16 protein-coding genes and 1 tRNA gene are annotated in these 15,576 nt (G+C 66.3%); 9 read left to right on the forward strand and 8 right to left on the reverse strand.

Going from position 1 to position 15,576, the window contains the following annotated elements:
* Positions 1-5 precede the first annotated feature (5 nt).
* The 4 genes from F3087_RS35285 to F3087_RS35300 all read left to right on the forward strand — a co-directional run bounded on the left by F3087_RS35285 (position 6) and on the right by F3087_RS35300 (position 4,228).
* Positions 6-1,247 (forward strand): XRE family transcriptional regulator, encoded by a 1,242-nt coding sequence (locus F3087_RS35285; protein ID WP_150406466.1) that lies wholly within the window; start codon positions 6-8, stop codon positions 1,245-1,247.
* Positions 1,248-1,279: 32 nt separating this feature from the next.
* Positions 1,280-2,137: a phosphotransferase gene (locus F3087_RS35290; protein WP_150406467.1), complete on the forward strand. Its 858-nt coding sequence runs from the start codon at positions 1,280-1,282 to the stop codon at positions 2,135-2,137.
* Positions 2,138-2,545: 408 nt separating this feature from the next.
* The gene (locus tag F3087_RS35295) at positions 2,546-2,815 is read left to right on the forward strand and encodes a helix-turn-helix domain-containing protein (RefSeq protein ID WP_150406481.1); all 270 of its coding nucleotides are present in this window, start codon (positions 2,546-2,548) and stop codon (positions 2,813-2,815) included.
* A 198-nt stretch (positions 2,816-3,013) separates the two neighbouring features.
* Entirely contained in the window at positions 3,014-4,228 is a 1,215-nt protein-coding gene (locus tag F3087_RS35300) for a tyrosine-type recombinase/integrase (protein WP_150406468.1), read from the forward strand.
* A gap of 79 nt (positions 4,229-4,307) precedes the next feature.
* Here F3087_RS35300 and F3087_RS35305 read toward each other — a convergent pair.
* Together F3087_RS35305 and F3087_RS35310 are read right to left on the reverse strand one after the other, a co-directional pair.
* Positions 4,308-4,380 (reverse strand) — tRNA-Asn (locus tag F3087_RS35305).
* A 78-nt stretch (positions 4,381-4,458) separates the two neighbouring features.
* Positions 4,459-5,385: an endonuclease/exonuclease/phosphatase family protein gene (locus F3087_RS35310; RefSeq protein WP_150406469.1), complete on the reverse strand. Its 927-nt coding sequence runs from the start codon at positions 5,383-5,385 to the stop codon at positions 4,459-4,461.
* Positions 5,386-5,529: 144 nt separating this feature from the next.
* Here F3087_RS35310 and F3087_RS46205 point away from each other — a divergent pair, with 144 nt between their 5' ends.
* Positions 5,530-5,670, forward strand: coding sequence for a hypothetical protein (locus F3087_RS46205; protein ID WP_191094305.1), 141 nt, complete (start codon positions 5,530-5,532; stop codon positions 5,668-5,670).
* 51 nt (positions 5,671-5,721) lie between these two features.
* On the opposite strand, the gene F3087_RS35315 is transcribed toward F3087_RS46205, so the two are convergent.
* Entirely contained in the window at positions 5,722-6,549 is an 828-nt protein-coding gene (locus F3087_RS35315) for a methyltransferase domain-containing protein (protein WP_150406470.1), read from the reverse strand.
* A 140-nt stretch (positions 6,550-6,689) separates the two neighbouring features.
* On the opposite strand from F3087_RS35315, the gene F3087_RS35320 reads away from it, so the two are divergent.
* Positions 6,690-6,935 carry a hypothetical protein gene (locus tag F3087_RS35320; protein ID WP_107654933.1) on the forward strand — a complete coding sequence of 82 codons (246 nt, stop codon included), beginning with the start codon at positions 6,690-6,692 and terminating at the stop codon, positions 6,933-6,935.
* Between the two features lie 18 nt (positions 6,936-6,953).
* Here the strand turns inward: F3087_RS35320 and dnaG are convergent, their stop codons facing one another.
* Together dnaG and F3087_RS35330 are read right to left on the reverse strand one after the other, a co-directional pair.
* On the reverse strand, positions 6,954-8,879 hold the full coding sequence (gene dnaG / locus F3087_RS35325; protein ID WP_150406471.1) for a DNA primase: 1,926 nt from the start codon (positions 8,877-8,879) through the stop codon (positions 6,954-6,956).
* 33 nt (positions 8,880-8,912) lie between these two features.
* Complete coding sequence (locus F3087_RS35330) at positions 8,913-9,236, reverse strand: DUF1330 domain-containing protein (protein ID WP_150406472.1); 324 nt, start codon at positions 9,234-9,236, stop codon at positions 8,913-8,915.
* A gap of 90 nt (positions 9,237-9,326) precedes the next feature.
* Here F3087_RS35330 and F3087_RS35335 point away from each other — a divergent pair, with 90 nt between their 5' ends.
* A complete protein-coding gene (locus F3087_RS35335) occupies positions 9,327-9,773 on the forward strand; it encodes a MarR family winged helix-turn-helix transcriptional regulator (protein WP_191094306.1) in 447 nt (148 codons plus the stop codon).
* 54 nt (positions 9,774-9,827) lie between these two features.
* On the opposite strand, the gene F3087_RS35340 is transcribed toward F3087_RS35335, so the two are convergent.
* The 3 genes from F3087_RS35340 to F3087_RS35350 form a co-directional block, all read right to left on the reverse strand.
* A complete protein-coding gene (locus tag F3087_RS35340; RefSeq protein ID WP_150406474.1) occupies positions 9,828-11,087 on the reverse strand; it encodes a deoxyguanosinetriphosphate triphosphohydrolase in 1,260 nt (419 codons plus the stop codon).
* The gene (locus F3087_RS35345; RefSeq protein WP_150406482.1) at positions 11,087-11,767 is read right to left on the reverse strand and encodes a YdcF family protein; all 681 of its coding nucleotides are present in this window, start codon (positions 11,765-11,767) and stop codon (positions 11,087-11,089) included. The genes F3087_RS35340 and F3087_RS35345 overlap by 1 nt, the downstream gene beginning before the upstream one ends.
* A gap of 92 nt (positions 11,768-11,859) precedes the next feature.
* Positions 11,860-12,534 (reverse strand): MBL fold metallo-hydrolase, encoded by a 675-nt coding sequence (locus tag F3087_RS35350; protein WP_396897600.1) that lies wholly within the window; start codon positions 12,532-12,534, stop codon positions 11,860-11,862.
* A gap of 123 nt (positions 12,535-12,657) precedes the next feature.
* Here F3087_RS35350 and F3087_RS35355 point away from each other — a divergent pair, with 123 nt between their 5' ends.
* Together F3087_RS35355 and F3087_RS35360 are read left to right on the forward strand one after the other, a co-directional pair.
* Positions 12,658-14,637, forward strand: coding sequence for a TPM domain-containing protein (locus tag F3087_RS35355; RefSeq protein ID WP_150406476.1), 1,980 nt, complete (start codon positions 12,658-12,660; stop codon positions 14,635-14,637).
* 46 nt (positions 14,638-14,683) lie between these two features.
* The gene (locus tag F3087_RS35360; RefSeq protein ID WP_150406477.1) at positions 14,684-15,502 is read left to right on the forward strand and encodes a MerR family transcriptional regulator; all 819 of its coding nucleotides are present in this window, start codon (positions 14,684-14,686) and stop codon (positions 15,500-15,502) included.
* Positions 15,503-15,576: the final 74 nt, after the last annotated feature.

Raw genomic sequence — 15,576 nt, forward strand, 5'->3', positions numbered from 1 at the left:
GAGCGATGTGCCGTGCCGAACTGGCGGAAGCGGTCAACAGCTACCTGTGGCGCACTCACCGGCAGCGCTGCGATCTAGACGCCCGCACTATCGCTCGCTATGAGCGCGGCGTGGTCCGATGGCCGAACGAGCGATACCGCGAGGCATTCCGCGCCGTTCTCAGCGCAACCGATAGCGAACTCGGGTTCATCCCCTCCCGTCAGCGACGGGAAGACACCCAATCTCCCGATGGAACGCTGGCAGTGAATCTGTTCAGCCCGTTCGATCCGGGCGTCATCCCCACCACCTATCTCGGATCAACCTCAACAGGCGAAAAGCCGGTCAGCCGCGTGGGCTGGACGGATGTGAGCCAAGTGCAGACCGCCACGCGCGAGGCTGCTCAGGCCGAGAATCTGCATGGCGGCGGCTCAGCCAGTCTCACCGCAGGCGCGCAACTCACCCGCTTCGCCCGGCTGCTCGACGGGCATTCCGCACCGGCCACTCGACGGGCGCTGCTCGAAGCAATCGGGAACCTGAGCAGCGTTGCCGGTTACGCTGCCTTCGACATCGGCGACTACCCGGCGGCCGAACGCAGATTCCGACTAGCGCTGTGGTGTGCCGACAACGCCGGCTCCTGGGAACTGCGCGCGAGCACGCTGGCGGACATGGCCCGAAAGATGGCCTACATCGGCAACACCGACGGGGCGCTGTCCTTGATCGAACTCGCACAGGTCCGGTCAGACCGACTGTCCGCCACCGCCCGCGCGATGCTCAGCGCACTGCGCGCCCAGTTCCTCGCCGCAACAGGACGGGCGCAAGAGGCACTCACCGAAGTCGCCAAGTCTGACGAGCATTTCGCCAACCGCACACCTGCCACCGACGCTCCCTGGCTGTGCTACTACGACACCGCCGAACACCTCGGCAGCACCGGGAAGGCATTGATACCCGTCGCGAAAGCACGGCAGCGAATCGACCTGGCAGCACCAAGGATTCGCGAAGCCGTCGCTCTCCAAGGAACCCAGTATCCGCGGTCACGGACCTTCTCGCTCACTCGATTAGCCACGCTGACAATGCAATTGGATGACCCGAGAGAAGCCGCCGCCATCGGCCTGCAAGCTACCCAGCAAGCCACCGCCTTTCGCTCACAGCGCATCCAGAACGAACTCCGCACCCTGGCGGCGGCAGCCGCACCTCGGCGCCGGATGACCGAAGTCGCGGAACTGCGATACGCCATCGCCAGCAGCGCACCATCAGGTTCGGATCAATGAGTTCGCCACGCTCGCACACCTCGGCAGACGAGGTGCTGGCCAAAGCTGCGGAAGTCAGCGGCGTCGATCTGCGTGACGCCGAACTAATTCGAGACGGATCACATGCGATCTACCGGTTGGCCGATAACATCGTCGCGCGGATCGGACAACCAGGCAGCATCGATGACGCCGACCGTGAATTGCGAGTCTCTCAGTGGCTCAACAATTCCGGTATACCGACAGTCGAGGCCGAAACCTCACTGACGCAACCGGTCGTCGTCGACGACCGCCCCGTCACATGGTGGCGCTTGATCCCTGACCACCGTCCATCGACGCCAGGCGAGCTGGGCACAATGCTGCGAGCGCTGCACGAGCTACTTCCCCCAACCGAATTCGAACTCCCCGCCTACGACCCCTTCACCGGGCTCAAGGAACGCATCGACACCGCAGACATGCTCGACCAGGACGATCGAACGTGGCTGCTCCAGCACTACGCCCGCCTACGCGCCCAGTACTACTCCTTGCCAAACACCCCCTCTCCCTACGTGATTCACGGCGATGCCTGGCAAGGCAACCTGGTAGTGCCACCCTCAGGCATCCCGACAGTGCTCGACCTCGACAAGATGTCGCTCGGCCGGCGCGAATGGGACCTCACCCAACTGGGTGTGGACTACACCGATTTCAACCGCGTGCCCTACGACGACTATCAGTCTTTCGTCACCGCTTACGGTGGCGATGACGTCACCGAGTGGCCAGGATTCCGAATCCTCGCCGACATACAGGAGCTGCGGTGGGTCGCGTTCGCCGTCGCCCAATCGGCAGGCAATGGCAACGCAGCTCGACAAGCCAAACACCGGATAGCGTGCCTACGTGGGCAGGTTCCGCGCCCCTGGCAATGGGAGGCGTTGTAACGACGGCCCCCGCCAGGACGTCCTCGACGCACCTGCCGGAACGGGGTGCAATACGTTGCCTCGGACACGATCACCGGTCCAGCCAAGCTGACCTTCGAGATCGGAACGTCCGTGAACCTAGTTGTGGCGCATTGGCCGAAGATCAGGTTTCATGGACCCTGGGAGAATCAGTGCGACGGGTAGAAAGCGACCTGTCATGCCCACAATCATCTCCCGGCCACCTGCCCAGCTGACGAACGATCGAATAGATCGACTACCAGCCAAGCCGCCGCTGAACAGGTGCGATCGCGCCCATCTGACGAGTCAGCCACTCTTCACGCCTGTAATCATTTGGGCATCAAAATCTTTCGGCTGCGAGCTTCCGGAGCATGCCGCACAACAGAGTCCTTCGCACCCGAGGACATCCCAATGAATCCTGATGACGTGTGGCTCAGCACCGAAGAATTGGCCGCTCGTCTGAAAATTCCGAAGAAGACACTTGCGGTCTGGGCATCGGCTGGGCGGGGGCCGAGATACGCACGCATCGGTCGATATCGCCGGTATCGCCTCAGCGATCTGCTCCTCTGGGAACAGGATCAACTCGACAAGAGCGCGCCTCCGAGGGTCCAGGATTCACGGCCGGATTCGCACCGCCGACCGCCTACCCGACCTCGGCACGGCCGTAGCCGAGATCACTGAACACAAGATCCACTAGCTACTCGGTAGCAATCATTTCTTCCTTGACGTATGTCGCTGCTATGAGGCATTTTTCGTGCCTGGACCTTGTCCCCGCACCAGCAGCAATCTCGCAGCCAGCTGGCAACGCCTCCTATTCGTCAAGCAGACAACGCGCCTATACGCACTGACTCACCCAGACCGATCCCAGGAAGGACAGTGATGCCCAGACAATCGCTGCCTATCGGCACCTACGGCAGGATCACCTCCAAGCGGCAGCCGAACGGAAGCTGGCGCGCCACCACGCGCTACCGAGACGACGACGGAATCACCCGCCCAGTCCACAAATTCGGTCCCACTAAGGGTCAGGCCGAGGACATCCTCCGCAAGGCGCTCACCCAGCGCTCCGGGAGTCGCGGCCGCTTGATAACCCGGGATACGAAGCTCACCGATTTGGCCGACTTGTGGCTGGCAGAGAAGGTCCTGCAGGAGGGCATCACCGAGCAGAGTCTGGACCTGTATCGCATGGAGATCAACGTCTCCACCGACCGCCGGGCCAGCAAGGACACCGTCAAAATCAAGCCGGCGCTCGGCGCCCTGCGGATATGGGAAGCCACCACCTCGCGCATCGACGCTTACCTCAAACGCATCGTGCTCAATGGCCACCGGGAGAAGGCCCGGCGGCAGCGCGTCATCCTGTCCGAGATGATGAGCATGGCCGTGCGCCACGACGCCATCGACCGCAACCCCGTCCGCGAAGTCGCCGACCTCCCCCGCAAGCGCCAGAAACCTCGCGCCGCCGACCTCGAAACCCTCACAGAGCTTCGAGCCCAACTACAGGCGTGGGTCGATGGAGAGCCACTCGACGGGGCTCCCGCCTACACCTACGGCCCCAAACGCAACCCGAGGGTCCTCGACGTCGCCGACGTCGAACTCGGAACTGGCCCGCGCCCCGGCGAAGCACTCGCCCTGCGCTGGTCCGATGTCGACCTCGACAGCACCCCGGCGCGGATCACCTTCTCCGGCACCATCATCCGAATCAAGGGCAAAGGACTGATCCGCCAGGAATGGACCAAGACAGACTCCGGATACCGGACCGTCGTACTGCCCCAGTTCGTCATAGACACCCTCAGAAGGGTCAAGGCCGAAGCAGTCGCGACCGAGCTGGACTTGGTCTTCCCCAACCGCGACGGCGGCATCTGGGATCCCCACAACTTCAACCGCCTGTGGCGCCAGGCACGCGGCGAGAAGTTCGCCTGGGTCACCCCCAAGACCTTCCGCAAGACCGTCGCATCCCTCATCGCCGAGCAGTACGGCCCCCAAGCCGCAGCTCAGCAGCTCGGCCACGCCAACGACTCGGTCACCAAACGCCACTACATCGACCAACCCACCGAAGCACCCGACTTCACCGCCGCTCTGGGCAACCTGGCGCGCTGAAAGCGTGTCGTTTCCGTGTCGTTCTGACCCCAGAAAGCAAAAAACCAGGGTCGAACTGTAGCGTTCGCCCTGGTCACTGCTCCCCCATCTGGACTCGAACCAGAAACCTGCCGATTAACAGTCGGCTGCTCTGCCAATTGAGCTATAGGGGACTATCCTCGGTCCGTCTGTGCTAGGCGGGCCGAGGAGAAACTTTAGCGTATGGGCTGCCGCCCGCCCAAATCGCGCCGCTACCTGCTGACTTGTGGGGTGGGGGCGAGGGTTGCGGTGGCGGCGCGGTGGTCGCTGCCGGGGGTTCGGCGGACGGTGGCGTCAAGGGGGGTGAAGCCTCGGGCGAGGATGTGGTCGGGGCGGGTTAGGGGGAAGTCGGAGGGCCAGGTGAAGGCCAGGCCGGTGCGGATGTCTTGGAGGGTACGGGCGAGTGGGGTGAGTTGGGGGTCGGTGGAGGCGGTGTTGAGGTCGCCGAGGACGAGGAGGCGGTCGGCGGGGTCGCGCCCGACCAGGTCGGTGAGGGTGCGCAGGGTGCGGTTGCGGGATGCGGTTTCGCCGAAGCGGATGGAGCCGAGGTGGACGGCGTAGACGGTGATGTCGCCGGCGGGTGCGTGGATGCGGGCGCGGAGGGCGCGGGCCCATCCTTGGCCCAGGTCGAGGCGTTCGATGTCGTCGAGGGGGTAGCGGCTCCAGAGGCCTACGGTGCCGACTGTGGCGACGTACGGGTGGGCGGGGTCGAGTTCCGCGGAGACCGCAGCGCGGTTGCGGTCGGTGAGTTCCTGGACCGAAATCACTGTGGCGTCGATCAATTCGGCGGCGGTGCCGGTCGCGCCGAGGTTCTGCGTGGCGACGCGCACGGCGTCGGCGGACTCGCCGCCGTAGGGACGCTCGATGAGCTGCGGCACGAAAATCAGTGACCAGGCCAGGATCGGCGGGACCACGGCGGCGAGGCCGAGCTTGGAGCCCACGCTCAGCGCGACGACGGCGAGCAGCAGGGTCGGCACCAGCAGCCAGGGCAGAAAGCTGCCGACCAACTGACGCAGCCCGTCCGGCAAGAATCGACAGCCGACCAGCAGCGCGCCGAGCACCAGTGCGACGCCCGCCAACGTGAAATCTCTCAGATACCCCATGCCGCCAACGATGAACACGCCAGATGAGAGCTTCATGAATCCAGGCGAGTTCGACCGTTCTCACATGGAAGTAACGGTATGGCCACCATCGGGGGCGAGTATGAATACGTAGACGCTGAGCGGGTGGCGAAGTGGGCACTCCTCAGCAACCCCGCTGAGCAACGGAATTAGGAGGCCGACATGAGCGAATTCGCATGCGGCGATTGCTGGCGCAACGAGAACCTGACCTTCGCACAACGATTGGACCCGGCGCTGATCCGCCGGAGCACCCGGCAGCTGTGTGAGGAGCATCGGGCCAAGCGAGAAGAACTCGCCGCCTGATCACGGTTCCGATCCCTGGTCGGGTCTCCGGCCCGACCAGGCCGACACCGTCTACTCCCGGCGGACCCACCCCTGTGCGACATCGCCGAGGTTCCACCACGAAACATGGTCGGGGTCTTGGCTTTCCAGCGTCCATGCGGTGGTGAGCTGATCGAAGAACGGGTCGTCTCCGGTCTTGCCGCCCTTCGGCTCGCCGATGAAGATCAACCGGTTTCCGCCTGCCTGCTCGAAGTCGTGCAGCGCGCGGGAGGCCATGGGATCGCCCCAGCCGGGCGGCCAGCACAGGAGAAGCACGCACTCGGCGTGCGGCTCATCGGCATACTCGGCGAGATTCCCGACGCGCTGCCACACGTCCAGCTGGCCCGCTGCGCCCGGAAACGACAGGTTCCCGGACTCGTCCGGGGGCGCCGAATCGAACGCCGCGACATCGACTCCCAGCCGCGCGAGCTGCCGCGCCCAATACCCGCGACCGGCACCCAATTCCAGCACCCGTCTTCCGTTCGCGAAACGCGCGACCCAGCGCAGCGTTTCCGGCGACGGAATCGCGTAGGCGTATACGGACTGCAAGATCGTCTGCGCGTACCCCAGACGAGCGCTCCCGTTGGACCGACCACCATTCACCACCCGACGACCACCCTCCACCATCACCGACGGCCCGACGATGTCCCAGTACGGATCCGCGGACTCCCCACCGGTCATGAAGTGCACGAACCGTAGATCGAACGCCGCGTCCGCACCCGCGTCACCGATGCCGGCCAGCATCGGCGCGGTGTCCAGATAGTCCGCGACCTTCGGATATTCGGTGCGGAGTCGTCGATCGTCATCGAGCAGCGCCGCGAGTTCGTTCCGGCGCTCGGTGGTCAGCGAGGGGCCAGTCATGTGCTCGATTCTGGCCGCCCCCTTGTGCTTTGCGGGAACGGTTGCCGAATTCGCCCGCGCAGCCCTATCCGGATCGACACGGCCACCGCGCGTCGGGCAGGATAGAGCCGCGAACAGGCAACTGGGAGGAGCACATCGAGATGCTGCGGTTGATCATCGGCGTGGCGGCCGGGTATGTACTCGGCAGCAAGGCCGGGCGGGCTCGCTACGAGCAGATCAGCGCGGCGACCCGTGCGCTGTCGGAAAGCCCGGTGACCCGCAAGTTGGTGCTGGTCGGCAGGCAGAAGCTGTCGGACAAGCTCAGCACGAAGCCGCGGCTGGAACCGATGGAGCCGCTGGACGAGCGCACCACGATTCTGGTGCCGCAGGATCAGTTGCGTCGCTGAGCCCGCGCAACCGCGGCGCTAAGACCTGGTGGCGAAGTCGTTGTGGTTGCCCATCGCCTGCGTCAGCAGGCTCTTCCGGTACTGCTCCAACGCCACCAGATCGCCGAACAGCGCCATATACGCGTCCGGCTCCTCGGTCGACGACACTCGTTGCAGCTTCGATTTCAGCTCGGCGATCTGCCGCCCCACCCAGGCCTCCTGGGTCCGCGCCAGCACTCCGGCCACGAACCGCGGGATATCGGCCGCGTTCTTCACCGGCAACGGCTCGTTCGCCAGCTCGGACAGCAACGCGCGCATGGTCAGATCGTCGGTCTGGTCCGCGACCGCGTTGACCCACTCGGCGCCGCCGAGTCCGGTCCCGGTGCCGCCGACCTCGAAGATCAACAACCGCACCGCCGCGTATGCCGGATGAGTGAAAGCATCGGCCTCGAGCGAGTCGAACACCGCCCCGGCCATCGCCGGATACTGCAACGCGGCGGCCAGCACCTGCCGCTGCGGCATCAACGTCGGATCGTTCGGATTGGGCCGCGCCGCAGGACGTTCGGCGACCACTTCGGCCTGACGCGCGGCAGGCGCCGGACGCCCGCCGGCGTTACCGCCGCCCATTCGGTTGCGCTTGGCTTCGTCACCGACCCGGCGGACCACGGTCTGGATATCGTCCCAGCCGACCCACCCGGCCAGCTTCGTCGCGTACGCCTTGCGCAACGCGTTGTCCTTGATCTGCGCGACCACCGGAATCGCCCGCCGCAGCGACTCGACCTGTCCCTCAGCGGTATCCAGATTGTGGTCGGCGAGCAACCCGCGAATCACGAACTCGTACAACGGGGTTCGACGCGCGACCAGATCGCGGACCGCGCCGTCGCCGGAGTGCTGGCGTAGCTCGCACGGATCCTGCCCGTCGGGCGCGATCGCGATGTAGGTCTGCCCGGCCAGTTTCTGGTCTCCAGCAAAGGCTTTCAGCGCCGCCGCCTGGCCGGCAGCGTCACCGTCGAAGGTGTAGATGATCTCGCCGCGCCAGAAGTTGTCGTCGAGCAGCAGCCGGCGCAGCAGGGCGAGGTGCTCCTCGCCGAACGCGGTGCCGCAGGACGCGACGGCGGTCTTCACGCCGGCCAGGTGCATGGCCATCACGTCGGTATAACCCTCGACGACGACGGCCTGGTGCCCCTTGGCGATGTCCCGCTTGGCCAGGTCCAGGCCGAACAGCACCTGAGACTTCTTGTACAGGATCGTTTCCGGGGTGTTGATGTACTTGCCGGGCATGGTGTCGTCGTCGAAGAGCTTGCGCGCGCCGAACCCGATGACATCGCCGCCGAGGTTGCGGATCGGCCAGAGCAGCCGCCGATGAAACCGGTCGATCGGGCCGCGCTGGCCCTGCCTGGACAGGCCCGCGCCTTCCAGCTCCTTGAACTCGAAACCCTTGCGCAGCAGGTGTTTCGTGAGTGTGTCCCACCCCGCGGGCGCGTAACCGCAGCCGAACTGCTGGGCGGCCGCGGCGTCGAAATTGCGGTCGGTGAGGAACTTGCGCGCGGTCTCGGCGCCGGGCTCACGCAGCTGCGCCATGTAGAACTCGTGCGCGGCGGCGTTCGCGGCGACCAGCCGCGAGCGGGTGCCCCGATCGCGCTGCACCGAGGTGCCGCCGCCCTCGTAGTTGATCTGGTAGCCGATCCGGTCGGCCATCTGCTCGACCGCTTCGACGAAGCCGACATGGTCGATCTTTTGCAGGAACGCGAAGACGTCGCCGCCCTCACCGCAGCCGAAGCAGTGGAAGAGGCCATGATTCGGCCGCACGTGGAACGACGGCGACTTCTCGTCATGGAACGGGCACAGGCCCTTCATGGAGTCCGCGCCCGCGCGCTTCAGCGCGACGTACTCCCCCACAATGTCTTCGATGCGGACGCGGTCACGTATCGCCGCGATATCGCGATCTGGGAGTCGTCCGGCCACGGCACTGAGCGTACCCGTCGAGGCACGCCTTCCTCACCCTTGGCTCCGGTCCGCGACCAACTCCGAGGGCCCGCTCTCGAAGAAGCTGGCATTGGCGACCGAGCCGGACCGGCGCAGCGCCTTGAGTTCCTGATACTCCGGTGAGTCGAACCAGCTGTGCGCGGCGGCCAGATCGGGGAATTCGATCAGTACCGGGTAGGTCAGGGTCGGATCGCCCTCGACCACCTCGACGCGACCGCCGACGGACAGATAGCGCCCGCCATGTTTTTCCACGACGTCGCGCACGCGCGCGGCGTAGGCGGCCAGCTTGGCCGGATCGGTGACCTCGATGTTGTCGAACAGCGCGTACGCGGCCATGTCGGATCCCTCCGTTGTGCGAAGATCAATCCCGATCGGGACAATCCCGAATATAGTCCCGATCGGGACTATCCCACAAGGGGTGATGTGATGGAGAAGCTGTTCGGCGACCCGCGCTGGGAGAGTTACGGGATGCTGCGCGAGGCCTATCTGGCGGTGACCACGCAGATCGATGCGGAGGTGAGTCCGGGAGGGGACGTCGACGCGTCGATCTCGGACCTGCTGTTCCGGCTCGCGCGCTCGCCTGAGCGGGCGCTGCGGACCGTGGATATCACCAAGGCGTTGGCTACCAGCACCACTCGTACTACCCGGCTGTTGGACACGGCTGAGCAGCGTGGGTTGGTGACACGTGGGGCGCATCCGACAGATCGGCGCGTCATTCTGGTCACACTGACGGACGCCGGGTTGGCCGAGGCGCGTAAGCGCGGTGCGCTCGCGGTCGACTCGGCGCAGCGACACATCTACGACGTGCTGACAACAGCCGAGACGGCCACGATGATTCGAATCATGCGGAAATTGCGCGACGCGAATCAGTGAACGCGGTTATCGACGCCAACCGGCGAGGATCGTGTCGGCGGCACGAACAGCGCTTCAGGCGCCGAGTTCAGCTGCGACGCGCTCGAGCCTGCTCTCGGTGTAGGACGCGATCTGATCCACGATCACGCGCACTCGCGCGGTGTCGTCGGTTGCGGCTTCCCACCACGGCAACAGCATCGGGTCGAGGCTGTGTGGCGCGGCCGCAAGCAGGCCCTGGGCGACGGCATGGATGCGGTCGCGTTGGGCGGCCTGGCGAAGCTTGTGATCAGGGTCGGACATGACGTAGCGCAGTGCCACGGTCTTGAGCACCGCCACCTCGGCGGCGACCACATGCGGAACCTCGAGGTCGGCCCCGTAGCGGGAGAGGTTGTCGCTGCCCGCGGTCGCACGCGTCGCGATGATGGCAGCGGTGGCGAACCGACCGACCAATTCACTGGTAAGCCGTTTGAGCGCAACCGAACTGGCGAGGGTGCCGTCGTAGACGGTGACCGCGGCGACGACGGGTAGCTCGGATAGTCGTTGCGCGGCGGCGACCAGTTCGTCCGCCGACAGGGAGTAATGCTTGTGCCGGCCGAGACTGGCCAGCGCCTCCTGCTCGACCGGATCGGCCAGCGCGCGCAGATCGATGCGGCCCGCGATCACCCCGTCCTCGACGTCGTGCACGGAATACGCGACGTCGTCGGACCAGTCCATGATCTGGCATTCCAAGCTGCGGCGACGCTCCGGCGCACCCTTGCGAATCCAGTCGAGACGATCGGTGTCGATATCGTAAGCACCGAACTTCGTACCGGAACCCGTTCTGCCCCAGGGATATTTGAGCGCCGCATCGAGGGAGGCGCGAGTCAGGTTCAGCCCCGCGCTGACACCGCCGGCGTCGAGCACCTTCGGTTCGAGCCGGGTGAGGATCCGCAGATTCTGCGCGTTGCCCTCGAAACCACCGTGCGCGTCGGCGAATACGTCGAGCGCCTTTTCACCGTTGTGGCCGTAAGGCGGGTGACCGATGTCGTGGGCAAGCCCGGCCAAATCGACCAGATCCGGATCACAGCCGAGACCGTCGGCAATACTGCGGCCGATCTGCGCAACCTCGATCGAATGGGTCAGCCGGGTACGCGGAGTATCACCGTCACGCGGGCCCATGACCTGGGTCTTGTCGGCAAGTCTGCGCAATGCCGCGGAGTGCAGCACCCTGGCCCGATCGCGCGCGAATTCCGTGCGATGACCGGTCTCGAATTCACTGCGCGGCGGGCCCAATCCGGCGGTTTTCGCGCGCTCGCCGACGAGTCGTTCGCAATCGTGCTCGGTATAACCGTCCACTACTGTCCTGCCGTATATCGGAAGTCCGCTGCGAAATGGGTGAGCTGGTACCAGAGCAAAGCGCCTGTCTCCCTGGCGATTCCGTGCGCCTGCGACTCCCGGGTGTAGACCGCGGGGCCGGTCCTGGTCGGCGCGGTCCAGGCGTCGAGGCCCTCGTCGCGGGCCATGGTGCGGGTGCGCAGCGAATGCCACGGGTCGCTGACCAGCACCGCGGAGCCCATGTCCCGGGCCTGCATGGCCGTCGCGACCGCCTCGATGCTGCGCAAGGTGTCCGAGCCGGTCTCGACGGCCAGGATCTTGTCGCTCGGCACCCCGCGCGATTGCAAGTAGTTCTTGCCGGACGCCGCCTCGGTATAGAGGTCGCCCTCCTGCTTGCCGCCGACGGTGATCACCCGCGGCGCCACTCCGAGCCGGAACAGCCGATAGGCCTGGTCGAGTCGCGCCTCGAACACCGACGACGGGGTGCCGGAGTATTGCGCGGCACCGAGCACCACGATGGCGTCGGCGGTCGTGTAATCGTCGATGCGCGCCACCTGCCACACCCGGAAGGCGGTCCCGCCGACCAGCACCAACCCCATCAGCACCGAGCCGATGAAGAGCCGCCGAAGCCAACGCAACACCCCCGCGCCGTGCCCTCGCGACGGGACGGGACCGGGCGCCGCATCGGCTCGAGCGCGCATCGTTGGCGAATCCACTCCCCAAGTCTGCCAGTAGGTGCGCGACGCACGCGTTGTTCGGGGATCTACCCGAGTCAGGTGGGCGCGAATCCCGGCTACCAGCCGCGTTCCCGCCACTCGGACAGCTGCGGACGTTCGGCGCCGAGGGTGGTGTCGTCGCCGTGGCCGGGGTAGACGACGGTGTCGTCGGGGTAGCGGGCGAAGAGCTTGGTGGTGACGTCGCGGTAGAGCGACTCGAAGTCGGCCGGGCTGGTGGTGCGGCCGAGGCCGCCGGGGAACAGGGAGTCGCCGGTGAACAGGTGGACCCGGCCGTCGCGGTCGGTGAGGGCGAGGGTGACCGAGCCGGGGGTGTGGCCGCGCAGGTGGATGACCTCGAGGTCCAGCTCGCCGATGGCGATGTGGTCGCCGTCGGCGAGCAGGCGGTCGGGGCGGACCGGGAGCGGGCCGGCGTCGAGTTCGTGTGCGGCGGTGGGCGCGCCGGTGGCCGCGGTCGTCTGCTTCAGCGCCTGCCAGTGGTCGGGGTGCTGATGCGTGGTGACGATCACCGCGACCTGGCCCGGCGCGACGAAGCCGATGAGTTCCTCGACCCGGTCGGCCTCGTTCGCGGCGTCGATGAGCAGGGCCGCGCCGGTGGCCGCGCACTGCACCAGATAGCAGTTGTTGTCCATGCCACCGACGGACAGCTTGATGATGCTGGCACCCGAGACGTCACGCTGCTGCGGATCGGAACCCGGCGAGACATGACCGGTATACGGGCGATCGATGTTGATCACACCGACGATGCTATCGACCGCCGCCCTCCCCTGCCATTCTGCACGCTTTCCAGGCGAACCGAACGGCCCCGGGCTGTCGTCTTCGGCTCGGCCGGCGGGGTCGCGCGATAGATTCTTGCCATGTCGCTGCCGAATAGTGTTGCCCGCTGGACGTCCTGGGTGGTGCTCGGTGTGTTGTTCGCCGGGGCCGTGCTGGTCGGTGCGCCGACGGGGGTCGCGGAGGCGCCGCTGCGGATGGACACCTACGTGGTCGATTCGGCGAAGGCGCTCAACGGTGGGCAGGTCGATCGGGTGCAGTCGGCGGTGGATCAGCTGTATGCCGATCAGCAAGTGCGGTTGTGGGTGGTTTACGTGCGCGATTTCGGCGGGCTGGGGCCGGAGGTGTGGGCGGAGCGGACGGCGGCGCAGTCCGGGTTCGGTAGCCGGGATCTGTTGCTCGCGGTCGCCACGCAGGATCGTTCGTATTGGTTCTATGGGGAATTGCCCAGTGGGGTAAGCGATTCCGAGTTGAACAGCCTGCTGACGCGGGAGGTGGAGCCGGCGCTGCGGGACGGGCGGTGGGCGGACGCCGGCGTCGAGGCTGCGGACGGGGTGAAGTCGGCGATGCAGGGCGGGGGCGTCAACGTCAAGTTCCTCCTGGTCATCGGTGTGCTGATCGTGCTGGTGGTAGGTGGCTTCGTGCTGTTCGCGCGCAAGCGGCGACGGGACCGGGCGCAGGCCGAACTCGCGGTGGCGCGGGAGGTGGACCCGGATAACACCACCGCGCTGGGTGCGCTGTCGCTGGACGCACTGCATGCGCGTTCGCGGGAGGCGCTGGTCGAGATCGATAATGCGGTCCGGACCAGTGCCGAGGAATTGGAATTGGCGACCGGCGAGTTCGGTGCGACCGCCACGCTCCCGTTCGATACCGCGCTCGGCAACGCGAAAGCCGCTGCGTCCAAAGCCTTCTCGATCCGGCAGCGACTTGATGACGACATCCCGGAGACGCCGGACGAACAGCGCACGCTCCTCGTCGATCTGATCGGCACGGTCGGGCGCGCGGACCGTGAACTGGACGCTCAGGTCGCCGAATTCGACGCCATGCGCAACCTGCTGATCAATGCCGGCGACCGATTGGACGGACTGACAAGGGATCTCGTCGAGTTGAAGGGCCGATTGCCCGCGTCCGAGGCGGAACTGTCCCGGCTCACCGCCGCGCATCCGGCCAGCGTGCTCGCCCCGATTCACGACAACGTGACCATGGCGGGTGAACGAATCACCTTCGCGGAGCAGAACATCGACGCGGGGCGCGAGGCGTTGACCCAGCCGGTGGGCAAGCAGGGCGGCGCGGTCGCCGCGATTCGCTCGGCGGAGGCGGCCGTCGGTCAGGCGCGCACGCTGCTCGACGGAATCGACAACGCGTCTACCAACATTCAGCAGGCCCGCGATGGACTGCCCGCGGTGCTCGACGAGCTGCGTCGCGATATAGCCTCCGCCACCGAGCTTTCCGGATATGGCGGGCAAGAACTCGCTGCCGCGACTGCGACCGCACAGACCATCCTGGACAAGGCCGCTGCCGCCGCGACCGCGGACCCGCTCGACGCCTTCCACGACGCGGTAGCCGCCGACGGCGACCTGGACCGGGCCATCGCCGCCGCCACCGACCGCAAGCTGGCCGCCGAAGACCTCCGGCGCAGGCTCGACCAGGCGCTGACCGACGCCCGCGCACGGGTCAGCGCCGCATCGGATTACATCACCACCCGCCGCGGCGGCATCGACGCCGAGGCCCGCACGCGTCTGTCCGAGGCACAACGCAATCTCGATGCGGCACAACAACAAAGCGCCGCCGACCCCGCCCAGGCACTGACCAGCGCCCAGTCCGCCGCCGACCTCGCCGGACGCGCACTGCAAGCCGCCCAAGCAAGTGTGCGAGCTTGGGAGACCGCACAGCCGGTGTCGGGATCGTCGCAAGCAGGTGCCGTGCTCGGCGGCATTCTCATCGACGGGCTGCTGCGCGGAGCGGCGAGCGGCGGCCGTCGATCCGGGTCGGGCGGCTGGAGCGCCGGCTCTTACGGCGGTTCCAGCGGCTCCCGGCGGATCAGTCGCGGCGGCCGATTCTGACGTGCTTGACCCTGACACCGTGTGAGGTCATAGACCAGGAGTCGTTATGTTCACCATCGGAGACTTCGCCAGACACGGACGGGTGTCGGTGCGCATGCTGCGCCACTACGACGCGATCAGGCTGCTGCGCCCGGATCGGGTCGACGAGCGCAGCGGCTACCGATTCTACTCCGGCGGGCAGTTGGCCCGGCTCAATCGCCTTGTCGCACTGAAGGATCTCGGCTTCACGTTGGAGCAGGTCGGCCAGATTCTGGACGACCAGGTCAGCGGCGCGGAACTGCGCGGCATGCTGACCCTGCGCCGAGCCGAGCTGGAGCAGCGCATCGCGGGCGACCGGGCCCGGCTGGTCCAGGTCGAAACGAGGCTCCGCATCATCGAGAAAGAGGGCGCCATGTCTGTCCATGATGTGATGATCAAGTCCATCCCGGCGGTTCGGGTCGCCGAATTGACCGCTGTCGCTGGCAGTTTCGAGCCGGAATCGATCGGTCCGGTGATCGGGCCGCTGTTCGAGGACGTCTGCAAACGGCTGGAGAATGCCAGGATTCCGATCGCCGGGTACGCCATCGCGTACTACGACGAGCGCGAGGACGGTTCGGTGCTGGCGCACGCCGCAGTGCCGGTCAACCTCGATACCACCGAGGGGCACGACTTCGCGGTTGTGGATCTCCCTGCGGTTCCCCAGGCTGCCACGGTTGTACACCGCGGGAGCATGAACGAGGTGCTGGAGCCCTGGCAGGCCCTCGGCCGCTGGGTCGACGACAACGGTTACCGGTTGAGCGGGCCCAGCCGCGAGGTGACCCTGGTCTACACCGAGGACCCGAGCGGTTGGGTCACCGAACTACAGGAACCGATCGCCCCGAAGTAGGCGAGGCGGCAGATTTCAAGATCAAGGGGAACTGGTGCAGGCGCCTACTCGGGCGGATTCACGCGGTCGATGCA

The organism is Nocardia colli (assembly GCF_008704205.1).
GTDB classification, from domain to species: Bacteria; Actinomycetota; Actinomycetes; order Mycobacteriales; family Mycobacteriaceae; genus Nocardia; species Nocardia colli.